The following is a 15,101-nucleotide window of genomic DNA, read 5'->3' as shown; positions in this document are numbered from 1 at the left end:
GAGGACGCGAATGGTGGACCTGAGCGACGGCGACTGGCTCGATGACAACCGGGCCAACTGGAACGAGCGGGTGCCGGTGCACCTGGCGAGCGGGTTCTACGACTCGGCTCCGTTGCGTGCAGGGGGGAGCGTCCTCGACCCCATCGTCGCCGCCGAGATCGCCGAGCTGTTCCCCGACGGTCTCGACGGCAAGCGCGTGCTGCACCTGCAGTGCCACTTCGGGTCGGATTCGCTCTCGCTGGTGAACCTCGGAGCGACGGTCGTCGGTCTCGACTTCTCCCGTCCGGCCGTGCAGGAGGCCAGGCGGATGGCAGCGGAACTGGGGCTCGCCGATCGGGCGCGCTTCATCGAGGCGAACCTCTACGACGCCCGCCACATACTGCCCGAGCCGGAGTCGTTCGACCTCGTGTTCACCACCTGGGGCACCATCGGCTGGCTCCCCGACGTGGCCGAGTGGGCGCGCATCGTGTCGTGGTTCGTCAAGCCCGGCGGACGGTTCTACTTCGCCGACGGGCATCCGACGGCCTTCGTCTTCGACGGAGACTCGGCGGCTGACGGGATGCCGTCGTTCGCCTATCCTTATGTGAGCGACGAGCCCGACATCATCGACGACCCCGGGGACTACGCGGACGAGGACGCCGTGCTGGAGAATGCACGCACCTGGGAGTGGATGCATCCGCTCGGCGAGGTGATGGCGGCATTGCGCGACTCCGGACTGCGCATCGACATGTTCCGCGAGCACCTGCAGGTGCCGTGGCGCATGTTCCCCGTGCTGGTCGAGAAGGAGTCCGGCATGTTCGGCTGGACCGACCAGCAGTGGCTGCCCCTGGCGTACTCGCTCGTGGCCGCGAACCCGGCCACCCCTGGGCGCTGAGTCCTGGGGGAGTCCGCGGTGCACCGCGATTCGGGATGCGGAACAGCTCGACAGGGATCGACCGAGCGCTCGATTCGTCGGATGGCGAAAGCCGTGATAGGTTATTCCTTGTGCCGCGGGGTGGAGCAGTTCGGTAGCTCGCTGGGCTCATAACCCAGAGGTCGCAGGTTCAAATCCTGTCCCCGCAACAAGAAGGCCCGATCAGAAGAGATTCTGATCGGGCCTATTTCTTTCCCATCGGCTTGATCAACCGACGGACGATCCACGACGGCGAGCGATTCCCCAGCCGATCAGGGCGAGGCCCACGATCACGACGATCGGACCGAGCACAGCCCAGAGGGTCGCGCCGCTCATCGCCGATCCGGGCAGGACGTTCAGGCCCTGCAAGGTCCAGACGACGCCGACGAGCACCAGCAGGATGCCGCCTCCGAGGATCAGCCAGTTCTTCATCTCTGCGCCTTCCCTGCCTCGGCGACTCGTGCGGACGCCGGTCACCCATGAACGTAGTCCCCGCGCTGTCGTTGCGGAAGCGGAGCGACACTGCTGGTCGAGCGGCCCTCGAGCCATGCCATAGACTGATGACACCGGCACGGCCGGCCCGATCGAGTAATCGAACGTGGCTGGAGCAGTGCGAAGGTTGACCGCCGTCACGGCGGTCGGTGCCGCGGGGTGGAGCAGTTCGGTAGCTCGCTGGGCTCATAACCCAGAGGTCGCAGGTTCAAATCCTGTCCCCGCAACAGAACAGTAGATACGAAGAGGCCGGAAGCGAAGAGATTCGCTTCCGGCCTCTTCTGTTCCCATCGCGCGAACGGGCACGAGGCTGCGGGAGACGCTGCGGCATCCGCTCGAACGGCATCCGGCAATCATTCGGATGAGGTGATCTGCTCGGCGAACCGACTCTCTACAGTGAAGGCGTCGAACACGGTGTGGAGGCCACATGAAGATCGAATCCCCGATCGTGCCGAGGGTGGTCGCCACGGCCGCGGGCGTGGCTCTCGTCGTGGCCACTCTCGCCGGCTGCTCAGGCGACCTGAGCCGGGTGGATGTGGCCCAGGCGAAGGTGACGGCGGCGGAGAAGACCGTGACCGAGGCCGAGGCGACCCTGAAGGACGCTTCGAGCGACTTCTGCGCCGCGAGCGAGGAGTACATCGAGGCGCTCGACCGGTACGGCGACGTGCTCAACGCGACGGAGCCGACGGTCGGAGACGTCACTGTGGCTGGAGCCGATCTCGCCAAGCCGAAGGACAGAGCCTTCGACGGTGCCGATGTGGCGCTCGACGCCCACGAGGCCCTCGGTGTCGCGCAGCAGGAGCTCACCGACGCCCAGATCGCCCTGGAGCAGGCCAAGGCAGGCCCGACGGGCACGCCGAGCCCCGTGGCCACAGTGCCGCCGAGTGCTCCTCTCGTGCCCACGGCGACGGTCGAGGCGGTCGAGAAGGCCGAGTCCGACTTCGATGCGGCACAGAGCTCGGTGACCGAGGACACTCCGTTGGCCTTCGCCTCCGAGCAGTTCAACAGCGCAGCCGTTGCGCTCGAGATGGCGTGGCTGCGTCTGTTCGCCGACGCCGGCTGCCTCTCCGACGAGCAGAAGCAACAAGCTGCGGATGCCGTGGGCTCGTACACGGCGGCGCTCCAGCAGAGTCTCGCCGATACCGGCTACTACTCCGGTGCGGTCGACGGCGTGTACGGACCGGACACCGTCGCGGCGGTCGAGAGTCTGCAGACCGCGCACGGGCTGCCGGCGACCGGCACAGTCGACAAGGCGACGGCCGATGCGCTGCAGGCGGAGCTCGAGGCGGTCCACGGCGTTGCGACACAGGAAACCGTGGCCGTGACGGCGGCCGTGCAGCAGACCCTGCGGCTCGTCGGCTTCTGGGACGGACCGGTGGACGGCATCTGGACTCCCGCGCTGACTGAGGCGGTGAAGGCGTTCCAGACGAAGCTGGGCGTCGAACCGACGGGAACGATCGACGCCGCGACGATCACCGCTTTCGAGAAGGCCATCGCCGATCTCACCACCCCGCCGCCTCCGCCGGCCCCTGCGCCGACGCCGACGCCGACGCCGACGCCGGCACCGTCAGCGGAACCCGATCCGACCCCGTCGCCGACAGCATCGACCTGAGCCGCATCGCCTGCGAATCGTCCGCCATCCGTTCATCCACCACGGCCGATTCGGGCCCAGCAGGCGCGACCGTCGGACAGGATGGGACCATGACATTCGAACCCCTGTCGGCCGACGGTGCGCGGCCTGCCGGCCACGCCGCATCCGACACCGGGCGGCGGTGATCCACGGCGCGCCGGCGCGGGCCTCGTTCCTGAGGCTCGTGCTCACCGGAGCGGTCGGCGGACTGCTGTCGGGTTCCTTCGGCGGAGGTGGCGGAATCCTGATGGTTCCGCTGCTCGTCACCTTCGTCGGCATGGACCAACGGCGCGCCTCGGCGACCTCGCTTGTTGCGATCATTCCCGCGGCGATCGTGGGGTCGCTGACCTACGTCGCCCATGGCAGCGTCGACGCCTTCGCGGCCATCTTCCTCATCATCGGCGGCGTGATCGGTTCGGCTTTCGGCTCCCAGGTGATGCGCCGAACTCCGATCGGGGTATTGAGGTGGCTGTTCATCGCGCTGCTCCTCGTCGTCGCTGTGCGGATGCTGCTGATCGTGCCTACGCGCGGCGGTGCCGACACCGTTGAGAACTCGTGGGTCGCCGCGCTCCTCCTCATCGGCGTCGGACTGTTCATCGGCGTCGCCTCCGGGCTCTTCGGCATCGGCGGCGGCGTGATCGCGGTCCCCGCCCTCATCGCGCTGTTCGGTGTCGGGGACCTCGTCGCGAAGGGCACGTCGCTCCTGGTCATGATTCCGACCGCCGTGAGCGGCACGGTGGGAAATCTGCGCGGGCATGTGGTCGACATGCGAGCCGGCCTGATCGTGGGGGCGGCGGCCGCCATCGCATCCTTCGCCGGGGTGGCGCTGGCCCTCGTCATGCCACCGCAGGCGTCATCCGTGCTCTTCGCCGCGCTTCTGGTCGCCTCGGCGATCCAACTGGCGGTGAGGGCGCGGCGGGATCGCGGGGAGCCCGGCGACCCGGCACAGGATTAGCCGCGCTCCGGTCGACCTGCCGCCGAGCGACACCGCGTGGTCGACACCGAGTTCGTTCGAGTTCGTCTGAGTCCGGCCGGTCGGCGATGAGTGCTCCTCACCCTCAATAGAGTGGGACATGTCGAACGGAGACCCACATGACCGACGCGCCCTACCGCGTCCTCGTGATCGAAGATGACGAGGACGTCGCGCTGTTCACGCGCACGGTCCTCGAGAAGCGCGCCGGTTGCGAGGTGCGCGTGCTGTACTCGGCCATCGGCGCTATTGACGTGGTGCGGGAGTTCCGCCCCGATGTCCTGGTGACGGATGTCGAACTTCCCGGCGCCAGCGGACTCGACGTCCTGGAGCAGTCCCGCCTCGTCGACCCGTCGCTCCCCGTGATCGTCATGACGGCGCACGCCTCCGTCGACTACGCGGTCCGTGCGCTGCGCGATCGAGCCGACGAGTTCCTCACCAAGCCGGTGCCGAGCTCCGTGCTCGTCGACACCGTCAACCGTCTGGGCGCGAAGTCCCGCGCGGCTGCAGCCGCCCGCCGCACCCGCACCGTGCTCGCGATCGGCGCCCACCCCGACGACGTCGAGATCGGCGTCGGCGGGGTCCTCGCCGCCCACGCCGCTGCCGGCGACCCCATCGTCATCCTCACGCTCTCGCGAGGCGCCCGTGGGGGAGCCGCTGACGACAGACAGCACGAGTCGCTGGCCTCGGCCGAGATCCTCGGGGCGCGCCTGTTCATGGAGGACCTCGAAGACACGCGCATCCCGAATGCCGACCCCACCGTCGGCATCATCGAGCGCGTCGTCGCCGAGGTCTCGCCCGGCATCGTCTACACCCACACGAAGCACGAGCGGCACCAGGACCACCGTTCGGTGCACGAGGCCACGCTCATCGCGACGCGGCGGGTTCCGACCGTCGCCTGCTTCCAGAGCCCCTCGTCCACGATCGAGTTCCAGCCGAGCCGCTTCGTCACGATCGACGGCCACACCGACACCAAGCTGGCTCTGCTCCGGGCGTTCGCGTCGCAGAGCGGCATCCGCGACTACCTCGAACCCGACTTCGTGCTGGCGACAGCTCGGTACTGGTCGCGGTTCGGCACCGGGCGCTACAGCGAGCCGCTCGAGATCATCCGTGACAGCGCCTCCATCGGCGCTCCGTCATCCATCGACAGCTCGGCCGGCGTCATCTCGTCGAGCCCGAGAGCAGGGGAGGAAATGTGACCATCTCACGAGTGCTCGTCACGGGCGCTGGGGGACCGGCGGGAGTCGCGGTCATCCGTTCGCTGCTGAAGCGCGATGACCTGGAGGTCTTCGCCGCCGACATGGACGGCTGGGCGAGCGCCCTCTACCTCGTGCCTGCCGAGCGCCGTCGGATCATCCCGGCCGGCCTCGCTCCGGAGTTCGTCGACGCGATCATCGCTCTCGTCGCCGCCGACGGCATCGACGTGATCGTCTCGACGGTGGATGCCGAACTCCCCGGCCTCGCCGACCGCCGCGGCGAGCTCGGTGCCGAGCTCGCCGCGCCCTCGGCCGAGGCACTGCACACCACGCTCGACAAGTGGCTGCTCATGCAGGCCGTCGAAGGCAAGGCACGCATACCGCACACCGAGCTGCTCACCCAGGAGGGTGCGGAGTACGACTGGGTCTTCCCCGTCATCGTCAAGCCGCGCAGCGGCGCAGGCTCTCGCGGTGTCCACCTGGTGCACACCCGAGCGGAGCTCGAGGCGGCCGCCGGCGACACCAGCCAGATCATCCAGGAGAACCTCCCGGGCGACGAGTTCTCGGTCGACGTCATCCTCGGCGCCGACGGCCACGTCATCTCGGCCGTTCCCCGCCTGCGCGCCCGGGTCGACTCCGGCGTCGCCGTCGCGGGCCGCACCGTTCACCGCGCCGAGCTCGAGGACACGGCGGCGGCCTGCGCGAGCGCAGCCGGACTCGTCGGCGTCGCGAACGTGCAGCTGCGCTACGCGACCGACGGTACGCCGGCGCTGCTCGAGATCAATCCGCGATTCTCGGGCTCGATGCCATTGACCGTGGCGGCCGGCGTCGACATGCCGTCGCTCGCCGTAGACCTCGCCCTCGGGCGCGAGCTGCCGCACGCGGTGCCGTTCCGGGAGATCGCCGTCACCCGCTTCCTCGAGGACATCTTCCTGCCGGTCGACGAGATCATCGCGTCGTCATGAGCGCGCCCTCGCATCCTGAGCTGAACGGCGACTGGCATGTCCACTCGCAGTTCTCCGACGATGCGACCAGCACGATGTCGGAGAACATCCGCGTCGCGGCCGAGCGCGGCATCCGTCACCTGCGACTCATCGACCACGTGCGCGTGAGCACGACGTGGGTGCCCGAGTTCCTCGCCGCCATCGCCCTCGAACGCGCGGCAGTGCCCGACTCGCTGACGTTGCACACCGGCGTCGAGGCCAAGATCCTCGATGCGTCCGGAGCTCTCGACATCCCGTCGGATCTCGTCATCGGTGCTGGCGGCGTCGACGGCATCGTCATCGCCGATCACCAGTTCCCGGGCGTCGACGGCCCGTGGACCCCCGATCGCACCCGGGCGGAGCTGGCTGCAGGCCTCTCGGCGACGGATGCCCTGGCCACCCTCGTGCACGCCACGATCGGCGCGATGCGACGCGCGCCCGGCGGCCAGCTGGCGCATCCGTTCTCGATCCTGCCCAAGATCGGCCTCGACGAAGACCAGATCTCCGACGACCTGCTCGCGGAATGGGCGGATGCCGCCGCCACGACGGGCACCAGCATCGAGGTCAACGAGAAGTGGGCCTGTCCGGGTGCGCGGGTGATCCGTGCAGCGCGAGCCGGGGGAGCCGTCGTCGTCGCCGCCACGGACAGCCATGTCGCCGCGGACGTCGGGCGTTACGACAGGGTGGTCGCCCTCCTCGATGCCGCCGACGACCGGACGACGTCGTGACAGCCGACGACTGGTGGACCCTCCTCGAGAACGTCCTCGTGGTGATCCTGGTGATCTTCGTCGCGGTGGGCGTGGTGCCGGTGGTCATGATGGCGTACCAGTTCCTGTTGATCCCCTTCCACGCCGTGCGCAATCACTACAGGAAAGCCGCTCCCTACCTTCCGAACGTCGCCGTGATCGTGCCGGCGTGGAACGAGGGCGCCGTGATCGGCGCATCGATCGACAGGCTGATGGCACTCGAGTACCCGGCTGGGGCCCTGCGCATCTACGTGGTCGACGACGCGTCGACCGATGACACGCCCGACGTCGTCAAGGCCAAGGAACTGCAGTACCCGGGATCCGTCGTGCACCTGCGTCGCGACGTCGGCGGTGAGGGCAAGGCGCACACGCTGAACCACGGCATCCGTCACGTGCTCTCGGGGGACTGGATGCAGGCGCTGCTGATCATGGATGCCGACGTCATCTATCTGCCCGACTCACTGCGGCGCATGACGCGCCACCTGGCCGACGAACGCGTCGGTGCCGTGACGGCGTACATCCGCGAGGGCAGCCGCGAGAAGAACTACCTGAGTCGGTTCATCGCCTTCGAGTACGTGCTGTCCCAGATCGGAAGCCGGCGCGCCCAGAACGTTCTCGGTGCGCTGGCCTGCCTAGCCGGTGGGGCGCAGCTGCACTCCCGCGTGAACCTCGAGGCCATCGGCGGAGCCATCGACACCAGTTCCCTCGCCGAAGACACCGTGACGACCTTCAAGACGCAGCTCGGGGGCAGGCGGGTCGTCTTCGAGCCATACGCCGTCGTGCTCGCCGAGGAACCGCATCAGATCGGCGCCCTGTGGAAGCAGCGCCTGCGCTGGGCCCGCGGCAACGTGCAGCTGACCAAGCGCTACAAGAATGTCTGGTTCCGTCCGAAGCGGGAACACAACCTCGGCAATATCTCCTTCGGACTGTTCTGGTTCAGCGTGTTCCTGCTCCCGGTGATCATGATCGCGTCGTCCACAGGACTCATCGGGCTCTACCTGATCGGCTCGCCGCTCGCCTCGACGGTGTTCCGCGCGTTGTGGATCATCGCCGCCTGCACCTACGTCTACACGATGATCCTCGCGGCACAACTCGATCCGGCGACGGGGCGCTCGAGTTGGCGGGAGGCGATCCTGTTCCCCGGCTTCGTCTCGATCCTCGTGATGATCACGGCCTTCTTCCCCGGCCTGCTCGAAGTGCGGATCCCGGCGCTGTTCGGAGTGACGATCAGCGACGATGCGCTCGTCGTGTGGACGCTGTTCACCTATGTGTGGATCTCGGCGGCCATGCTCGCCGCATGGGGAACGAAATGGGTCGACACGACGAGAGCCGGACGCATCCTCAGTCCTCTGCTCGTCTACCTCATCGGCTACGGACCCATCCTGTGCGCGATAACCTTCGATTCCTACATCAAGGAGGCCCGTGGAGCCGCGATGGTGTGGGACAAGACCGAGAAGACTGGACGGGTGATGGGATGACCGAGCTGGGTGACCGCTTCCTCCAACGCGAGATCGACGAGAACCGTCGCTCCGAGCGCCGCCTCTTCCCGCAGGCGCTGTTGGCGCTCGTCATCGTCGTGATCCTCGTCGTCGTGCGTCAGGTGTACTTCCAGTGACGGATGCCGCCAACCCGCGCCGCGTGCTCATCGTCGAGGACAGCGACGACCAACGTGCGCTGCTCGGCCGCCATTTCGCGAAGGCCGGGTGCCTGGTCGAGTTCGCTGCGACAGGTGAGGCCGCTCTCGAAGTGGTGCTCGAGTTCGGCCCCGACATCATCGTGATCGACCTGTTCCTCCCCGGCCTCGACGGCTGGATGATCGCATCGCGCATGCGCGCACTCTCGCCGCGGTCGGCCATCGTCATCTCCTCGGTTCTCGACCCCCACGACTATCCCGCGGCGGATGCCGTCCTGCCGAAGCCGTTCACCGGCCCGCAGGTGCGAGCCCTCGTCGAGCGGTTCGCGAAGGAGCGCCCCGATGTCGGCTGAGTCCACGCCGCTGCGTACACTCGTCGCCGACGACGACCCCGACATCCGTTCCCTCATGGAGATCACAGCGATCATGGCCGGCCTCGACGTCGTCTCGGTCGTCAGCAACGGGCGTTCGGCCCTCGAGGCGATCGAGGCGGGCGGCATCGACCTCGCCATCCTCGACATCTCGATGCCCGAGATGAGTGGTCTCGAGGTATTGCAGCGGGTGCGCACGAGTCTTCCGCGCACCGAGCCACGGGTCGTCCTCGTGTCGGCGAGCGTCGATGCCGCCTCCCTGGCCGCCGGCCTCGACTCCGGTGCCGATGACTACGTGACGAAGCCCTTCAGCCCTCGTTCCTTCGCCGGGCGGCTGCGTGAACTCGCTCAGGAATGGGAGACGCAGTCATGAGCGGTCCGGGGTGGGTCAGTCGTCTGGTCCTCGACTCTCCGACGCCCGGCTTCAAGCAGCTGCCGTCAGCGGCTGGGCTCCTCCTGGCGCTCATCGCCATCGGAATCCTGCCGGAGGCGGTGGTGTCGCAACCGCTGGAGTGGTGGTTGGGGGTCGCCTTGGTCGCGCTGGCCACCATCGCAGCCTTCGCGTTGCCGTGGCTTCGCATTCCGCACGGGTGGACCATCGTGCTGCCCCTGGTGACCATGGCGGGATTCGGACTGTTCCGGGTCGGTACCGGCGGCATCAATTCACCCTTCGGTGCGCTGATCATCCTGCCCGTCGTGTGGATCGCCAGCGAGGAGGGTCGCCGCCATATCGCCATCGCCGCTGCTGCAGCCTGCATCGCCCTCCAGCTGCCGTATCTCCTCGGCGACGCATCGTGGAACAACGGGTTCGCGTTGCGCGGCTTCTTCACGCCGGTGATCTACCTGATCGTCGCAGCCATCCTCAACGACCTGGCGCATCGCCAGAGGCTGCAGATCGCCTCCCTGCGATCTCTCGCGGACCAGCGGGCGATCCTGCTCGCCGATGCCGACGAGCACGCGGTCGAATTGGAGGAGAGCGAGGCCAGGCTGCGGGAGTCCGAGCAGTTCAACCGGAGCATCTGGGACGCCGTCGTTGCCGAATCCGTCGTCGCCGTCGACATGCACGGCCTGGTGGTGGCGTGGAATCCCGGTGCCGAGCGGATGCTCGGATTGTCGGCGGACGAGGCCGTCGGCATCCGCTACATCACGGATTTCATCGACCCTGCCCAGTTGATCGAGCGGGCGGCCGGATTCGACTCGTCGATCGACCCCGTCAACGACCACGATCGCTTCGCCGAACTCCTCGAGGCTGCGCGTGCCTCCTACGGCGACAACGCCGAATGGACGTATGTGCACGCCGACGGAACGCACATCCCAGTGCAGCTCTCAGGCTCGCCGCGCACCGACGGCTCGGGGAACGTCGCCGGCTTCATCTTCATCGGCACGGACCTCACGAAGGCCCGCGAGGTGAACAGGCTCAAGGACGAGTTCGTCGGCATGATCTCGCACGAGTTGCGCACCCCGCTCAGCTCCATCCTCGGATACCTCGAGCTCATCCGCGAGGAGGCCGAGGAACCGCTCACCCCTGAGCAGCTCACCTATCTCGCCGTCGCCGAGCGCAACGCCAACCGGCTGCTCTCACTCGTCGGCGACCTGCTGTTCACGGCTCAGGTCGAGGCCGGCAAGTTCCCCCTCGAGCGGCAGATCGTCGAGCTGGGCGAGATCGTTGCAGCTGCGGTGGAATCGGGACGCCCCGCGGCGGAACGAAACGGCGTGAACCTCATCGCAGACCTTCCGGCCGGGCAGGTCGTCGTCGATGGAGACCCGACGCGCCTCGCACAGGCCTGTGACAACCTCATCTCCAACGCCCTGAAGTTCACCGGACGCGGCGGGTCCGTCACGGTGTCGCTTGCCGAGACTGATCTCGAAGCGGTGATCAGTGTGCAGGACACGGGGATGGGCATCCCGGCGGCAGAGATCGACCGCCTCTTCACGCGGTTCTTCCGGTCATCGACGGCGACGCGGCAGGCCGTGCAGGGAGTCGGACTCGGCCTCAGCATCACGAAGGCCATCGTCACGGCGCACCACGGACGCATGGACGTCGCGAGCGTCGAGAACGAGGGAACCACCTTCACCATCTCACTTCCCCGCACCCTGGTGGCCAGCCGCACAATCGAGGTCATCGGGGACCCGACAAACGAGGAGACGACGGCATGAGCGATATCGACATCAGGCGCAACGACGAGGGCAGCCGCTACGAGCTGTCGATCGACGGCGAGATCGCGGGATACGCAGAATTTAGGTCGGTGCCCGGCCAGATCATCGTGACCCACACGCAGACCCTGCGCGACTACAAGGGTCAGGGGGTGGCCACGCGCCTCACCGAATGGCTGCTCGCCGATGCGCGCGCTCGAGGGGAACGGATCGTGCCCAAGTGCCCCTTCCTGGTGGAGTACCTCGAGACCCACCACGACTTCGACGACATCATCGATCGAGGCTGACGGATGCCGCCCTTCGACGACCGGGCAGGCGGTGAGGCAGCGGCGATCGGTGTCGCCGTCGCCCAGTTCGCGCCGACGGATGACGCAGGCGCCAACCTCGCCGAGATGACACGGCTCGCGCGCCTGGCGGTGTCGCGTGGTGCGTCTCTCGTCGTCTTCCCCGAGTATTCGGCGTTCTTCCGCCCCGACATCGATCAGGACATGGTCGACGCCGCCGAACCGCTCGACGGTGAATTCGTGCGCGCGATCGCCGCCCTGGCGAGCGAGCTCGGGGTGCATATCGTCGCCGGGGTGCTCGAGCAGACGACGGATGCCGCCCGCTTCTCGAACGCTCTCGTCGCCCTGAACCCGCGGGGCGAACTCGTGGCGGTGTACCGCAAGCAGCACCTCTACGACGCCTTCGGTCAGACCGAATCCGACCGCGTCGTCCCCGGCGCCATCGACGAGCCCCAGACGTTCGTCGTCGGAGGCATCAGGGTGGGCATGCAGACCTGCTACGACATCCGCTTTCCAGAGGTGACCCGTCGGCTCGTCGATGCCGGCGCCGACCTGGTGCTGGTTCCCGCCGAATGGGTGCGCGGCCCGCTCAAGGAGCACCACTGGCGTACCCTCGCGACGGCCCGGGCCATCGAGAACACGGTCTACCTCGCCGCGGCCGACCACGCGCCTCCCGTGGGCGTCGGCACCAGTTTCGTGATCGATCCCATGGGCGTTGAGCTCGCGACGATCGGCGAGACGACGGATGTCGCGCTGGCGTTCATCACGGCCGAGCGCATCGCGGCGGTGCGCCGCACCAACCCGGCTCTGGCGCTGCGGCGCTATTCGGTGGTGCCGCGCTGAGCCTCGGCGGCCCTAGGCTCGGCGTCTCGTCGCCTCGGCGTCGCGCGTCTAGGTCCGCAGGCGCGCCAGCTGGTCGACGGCACGCTCGATCACCGCGGTCTGCTTGCAGTATGCGAATCGCACGAGTGACGCGTACTCGGCTCGCCGCTGCTCGTGCACGAACGCCGTGATGGGCACGCCGACCACGCCGGCGAGCTCGGGCAGGGCGCGGCAGAGGGCCACGGCATCGGGGTGACCCAGGGGAGCGGCATCCGCCACCACGAAGTAGCCGGCCTGGGGGAGGGAGACGCTGAAGCCGGCATCCGTCAGGCCTGACGACAGCAGGTCGCGCTTGGCCCGCAACGTGCGCGCAGCCGTGTCGAAGAAGGCGTCGGGCAGTCCGAGTCCCACGGCGATGGCCGGCTGGAACGGGGCACCGTTGACGTAGGTGAGGAACTGCTTGACAGCGAGCACGGCGGTCACGAGCTCCGCCGGTGCTGTGATCCAGCCGATCTTCCATCCCGTCGTGCTGAAGGTCTTGCCGCCGGAGGAGATGGTGATGGTGCGCTCGCGAGCGCCGGGCAGCGTCGCGATCGGAACATGACGCTGCTCGAACACGAGATGCTCGTAGACCTCGTCGGTGACGATGATGGCGTCGTGCCGGTGGGCGAGTTCGACGATGAGCTGCAGCACCTCGGGTCCGAACACCGACCCTGTCGGATTGTGCGGAGTGTTGATGAGGATGAGCCGGGTTCGGTCGCTGACGGCGGCGCGCAGTTCGTCGAGGTCGGGCTGGAAGTCGGGGGCGCGGAGCTGCACGGTGCGGTGGACGCCGCGAGCCAGGGAGATCATCGCCCCGTAGGAGTCGTAGAACGGCTCGAAGGTCACCACCTCGTCGCCGACGTCGACCAGCGCGAGGATCGTGGCGGCGAGGGCCTCGGTAGCGCCCGCCGTCACCAGTACCTCCGTCTCAGGGTCGACGTCGAGACCGTAGAAGCGCTTCTGGTGTGCGGCTACAGCCTCGCGCAGGACCGGCATTCCACGGCCGGGCGGGTACTGGTTCACGCCCGCCGAGATGGCGGCACGGGCGGCATCCAGGACCTCTGCGGGGCCGTCCTCGTCGGGAAAGCCCTGCCCGAGGTTGATGGCTCCGGTGCGGGTGGCGAGAGCGCTCATCTCAGCGAAGATCGTCGCCGCGATGCTCCCGTCGGGCGCCAGGAGCCCGGCCCCGCGTGCCGCCCGCTGCCAGGGTGCGTCGGTCGTCATCGATCTCCCGTCGTTGCCACGAGGCATCCGGGACACGGATGCTCCTCCCCACCAACGGTAGGCGATGGGCGCGCGGCTCCTGTGGATTTCTCCCACGAGAGGACTCGAGCATGGCCTACTGTGACTGGATGCGCGTCGCATCGCACCGCTCCACGCTCGTGAGTGCGGTGCTGCTCGCAACGCTGCTGTCCGCCGCCGCACTCGCCGGCTGTGCAGAGACGCCGAAGCCACAGCCGTCGGCCAGCGGCACCCCGGATGCTGCCCCGGTGTTCGCCTCCGACGACGAAGCGCTCGCGGCGGCGGAGAAGGCGTATGCCGCGTACCTGGCTGTCGAGAGCGAGGTTCTCGGTGATGGTGGCAAGGATGCGGGCCGGTTTTCCCGTGTAGCGACAGGTGAGGCATTGAGCACAGCGGTAGAAGATGCTGAAGGGTTCGAGGACAAGGGTTGGCGGGGCGATGGAAAATCTCTCTTCAAGACTCACTCGATTGAAGCCATAGAGATCAGCGATAGCGCCGTTTCGATATCGCTGTATGTATGCGACGACGTAGGTTCCGTTGATGTACTGGATCAGACCGGTGCGTCCGTCGTTAATCCAGATGGAACGTCCGTCACACCGTGGGAAGTTGTACTAGAAGGCGCTACGGGCGAGCCACTATTGGTGAGTCGAAAGAGCTTCTGGACTGGTGGCAACTTTTGCGAATAGCACGGTTGACCCTGATATTTCTCTCGGTGGGCGTGGCTACGGCACTTACTCTCGTGACCGTGCCGGCACGTGCAGCAGGGACTTGCGCAGTAGCCGACAAGTGGACTCGAACCTGTGTGACCAACGACGGCGACTCTGTGGATCTGACTGGTCATAGCGATGGAGGAACAGACGCATCCAGCGATGACGGCGATCAATCTGGATCGGACGACGACGACGACTCCGGCCCGCCACCCGACCTGATCATCCACCCCGTCGTCGGCGATGACGGCACCGATGTGAGCCTGCGCACGATCACCGGGGGCGACGGCGATGGCGGATCCGTGACGTGCGGGGCCGTCGTCGACTGCGACCCGGCGGAGCCGACGCCTCCCACAACGCTCTCCCTCGACGACATCGCATCGTTCCGACCGGCCTCTCCGGTGCAGGGCATGGAGCCGGATGGCTGGGCTGTCGCAGGTCTGCCGGCCAACTTCTTCATCACGGCGGAAACCGAGACCGTGGCAGGGACCCTGCTCGGATTCGACGTCCGGGTGAGGTTCACGCCCGTCGGCTACCACTGGAGCTCGAGCGACGGCGCTTCGGCCTCCAGCTCGGTCGGCGGCGCGAGCTGGGCGGCCCTCGGAGTGCCCGAGTTCGCGCCGACACCCACCAGCCTCACCTTCACCAGCATCGGTCGGATCAGCGTGAGCGCATCCGTCGACTACGCAGCCGAGTTCAGCTTCGGTTCACAGCCCTGGCGGGAGATCGCCGGTACGCTGGCAGTGTCGGCGAACGAGATCATCGTCACCGCTGCAGACGCGGAGACCGTGCTCGTCGCTCGGAACTGCGTACGGAATCCGTCGGGTCCGGGCTGCTGACAGCACGCACGTCTCGCGTCATAGGGAACTCTTATGTGCGCGCAAGACTGCTCTCAGCCTCCATGAATCCAATGCACAGCTACGGACGACATGCTGGC

At 67.6% G+C, this 15,101-nt stretch carries 17 protein-coding genes and 2 tRNA genes; 17 read left to right on the top strand and 2 right to left on the bottom strand.

The window, feature by feature from the left end:
• Window positions 1-10 precede the first annotated feature (10 nt).
• Window positions 11-874 carry a class I SAM-dependent methyltransferase gene (locus tag ASF30_RS02735; protein ID WP_055901143.1) on the top strand — a complete coding sequence of 288 codons (864 nt, stop codon included), beginning with the start codon at window positions 11-13 and terminating at the stop codon, window positions 872-874.
• A gap of 114 nt (window positions 875-988) precedes the next feature.
• Window positions 989-1,062, top strand: a tRNA-Met gene (locus ASF30_RS02730).
• Between the two features lie 58 nt (window positions 1,063-1,120).
• Here the strand turns inward: ASF30_RS02730 and ASF30_RS02725 are convergent.
• The gene (locus tag ASF30_RS02725; RefSeq protein ID WP_055901140.1) at window positions 1,121-1,324 is read right to left on the bottom strand and encodes a hypothetical protein; all 204 of its coding nucleotides are present in this window, start codon (window positions 1,322-1,324) and stop codon (window positions 1,121-1,123) included.
• Window positions 1,325-1,537: 213 nt separating this feature from the next.
• Between ASF30_RS02725 and ASF30_RS02720 the strand changes: the two genes are divergently transcribed.
• From ASF30_RS02720 to ASF30_RS02665, 13 genes are all read left to right on the top strand, one after another.
• Window positions 1,538-1,611, top strand: a tRNA-Met gene (locus ASF30_RS02720).
• 200 nt (window positions 1,612-1,811) lie between these two features.
• On the top strand, window positions 1,812-2,996 hold the full coding sequence (locus ASF30_RS02715) for a peptidoglycan-binding domain-containing protein (protein WP_055901136.1): 1,185 nt from the start codon (window positions 1,812-1,814) through the stop codon (window positions 2,994-2,996).
• A 160-nt stretch (window positions 2,997-3,156) separates the two neighbouring features.
• Window positions 3,157-3,969: a sulfite exporter TauE/SafE family protein gene (locus tag ASF30_RS02710; RefSeq protein ID WP_157496906.1), complete on the top strand. Its 813-nt coding sequence runs from the start codon at window positions 3,157-3,159 to the stop codon at window positions 3,967-3,969.
• A 137-nt stretch (window positions 3,970-4,106) separates the two neighbouring features.
• Window positions 4,107-5,183: a response regulator gene (locus ASF30_RS02705; protein ID WP_055901133.1), complete on the top strand. Its 1,077-nt coding sequence runs from the start codon at window positions 4,107-4,109 to the stop codon at window positions 5,181-5,183.
• Window positions 5,184-5,185: 2 nt separating this feature from the next.
• The gene (locus tag ASF30_RS02700) at window positions 5,186-6,145 is read left to right on the top strand and encodes an ATP-grasp domain-containing protein (RefSeq protein WP_055902417.1); all 960 of its coding nucleotides are present in this window, start codon (window positions 5,186-5,188) and stop codon (window positions 6,143-6,145) included.
• A complete protein-coding gene (locus ASF30_RS02695; RefSeq protein WP_055901130.1) occupies window positions 6,142-6,891 on the top strand; it encodes a PHP domain-containing protein in 750 nt (249 codons plus the stop codon). The genes ASF30_RS02700 and ASF30_RS02695 overlap by 4 nt, the downstream gene beginning before the upstream one ends.
• Window positions 6,888-8,387 carry a glycosyltransferase gene (locus tag ASF30_RS02690; RefSeq protein WP_055901127.1) on the top strand — a complete coding sequence of 500 codons (1,500 nt, stop codon included), beginning with the start codon at window positions 6,888-6,890 and terminating at the stop codon, window positions 8,385-8,387. The genes ASF30_RS02695 and ASF30_RS02690 overlap by 4 nt, the downstream gene beginning before the upstream one ends.
• On the top strand, window positions 8,384-8,524 hold the full coding sequence (locus ASF30_RS23075; protein ID WP_183060254.1) for a hypothetical protein: 141 nt from the start codon (window positions 8,384-8,386) through the stop codon (window positions 8,522-8,524). Before ASF30_RS02690 ends, ASF30_RS23075 begins: the two co-directional genes overlap by 4 nt.
• The gene (locus ASF30_RS02685; protein WP_055901124.1) at window positions 8,521-8,895 is read left to right on the top strand and encodes a response regulator transcription factor; all 375 of its coding nucleotides are present in this window, start codon (window positions 8,521-8,523) and stop codon (window positions 8,893-8,895) included. The genes ASF30_RS23075 and ASF30_RS02685 overlap by 4 nt, the downstream gene beginning before the upstream one ends.
• Window positions 8,885-9,286 carry a response regulator transcription factor gene (locus tag ASF30_RS02680; protein ID WP_055901121.1) on the top strand — a complete coding sequence of 134 codons (402 nt, stop codon included), beginning with the start codon at window positions 8,885-8,887 and terminating at the stop codon, window positions 9,284-9,286. The genes ASF30_RS02685 and ASF30_RS02680 overlap by 11 nt, the downstream gene beginning before the upstream one ends.
• The gene (locus ASF30_RS02675) at window positions 9,283-11,070 is read left to right on the top strand and encodes a sensor histidine kinase (protein WP_082467391.1); all 1,788 of its coding nucleotides are present in this window, start codon (window positions 9,283-9,285) and stop codon (window positions 11,068-11,070) included. The genes ASF30_RS02680 and ASF30_RS02675 overlap by 4 nt, the downstream gene beginning before the upstream one ends.
• Window positions 11,067-11,354, top strand: coding sequence for a GNAT family N-acetyltransferase (locus tag ASF30_RS02670; protein ID WP_055901117.1), 288 nt, complete (start codon window positions 11,067-11,069; stop codon window positions 11,352-11,354). The genes ASF30_RS02675 and ASF30_RS02670 overlap by 4 nt, the downstream gene beginning before the upstream one ends.
• Before the next feature lie 3 nt (window positions 11,355-11,357).
• A complete protein-coding gene (locus ASF30_RS02665) occupies window positions 11,358-12,194 on the top strand; it encodes a carbon-nitrogen hydrolase family protein (RefSeq protein ID WP_055901114.1) in 837 nt (278 codons plus the stop codon).
• Window positions 12,195-12,242: 48 nt separating this feature from the next.
• Here ASF30_RS02665 and ASF30_RS02660 read toward each other — a convergent pair whose 3' ends face one another.
• On the bottom strand, window positions 12,243-13,439 hold the full coding sequence (locus ASF30_RS02660; protein ID WP_055901113.1) for a pyridoxal phosphate-dependent aminotransferase: 1,197 nt from the start codon (window positions 13,437-13,439) through the stop codon (window positions 12,243-12,245).
• A 110-nt stretch (window positions 13,440-13,549) separates the two neighbouring features.
• Between ASF30_RS02660 and ASF30_RS02655 the strand changes: the two genes are divergently transcribed.
• Together ASF30_RS02655 and ASF30_RS02650 are read left to right on the top strand one after the other, a co-directional pair.
• Window positions 13,550-14,143 (top strand): hypothetical protein, encoded by a 594-nt coding sequence (locus ASF30_RS02655; RefSeq protein ID WP_055901110.1) that lies wholly within the window; start codon window positions 13,550-13,552, stop codon window positions 14,141-14,143.
• A 116-nt stretch (window positions 14,144-14,259) separates the two neighbouring features.
• A complete protein-coding gene (locus ASF30_RS02650) occupies window positions 14,260-15,003 on the top strand; it encodes a hypothetical protein (protein WP_055901107.1) in 744 nt (247 codons plus the stop codon).
• Window positions 15,004-15,101: the final 98 nt, after the last annotated feature.

The organism is Leifsonia sp. Leaf264, from assembly GCF_001422325.1.
Classification (GTDB): Bacteria; Actinomycetota; Actinomycetes; order Actinomycetales; family Microbacteriaceae; genus Orlajensenia.
The sequence above is the reverse complement of the archived record's forward strand: the minus strand, read 5'-3'. Positions and strand labels throughout refer to the sequence as shown.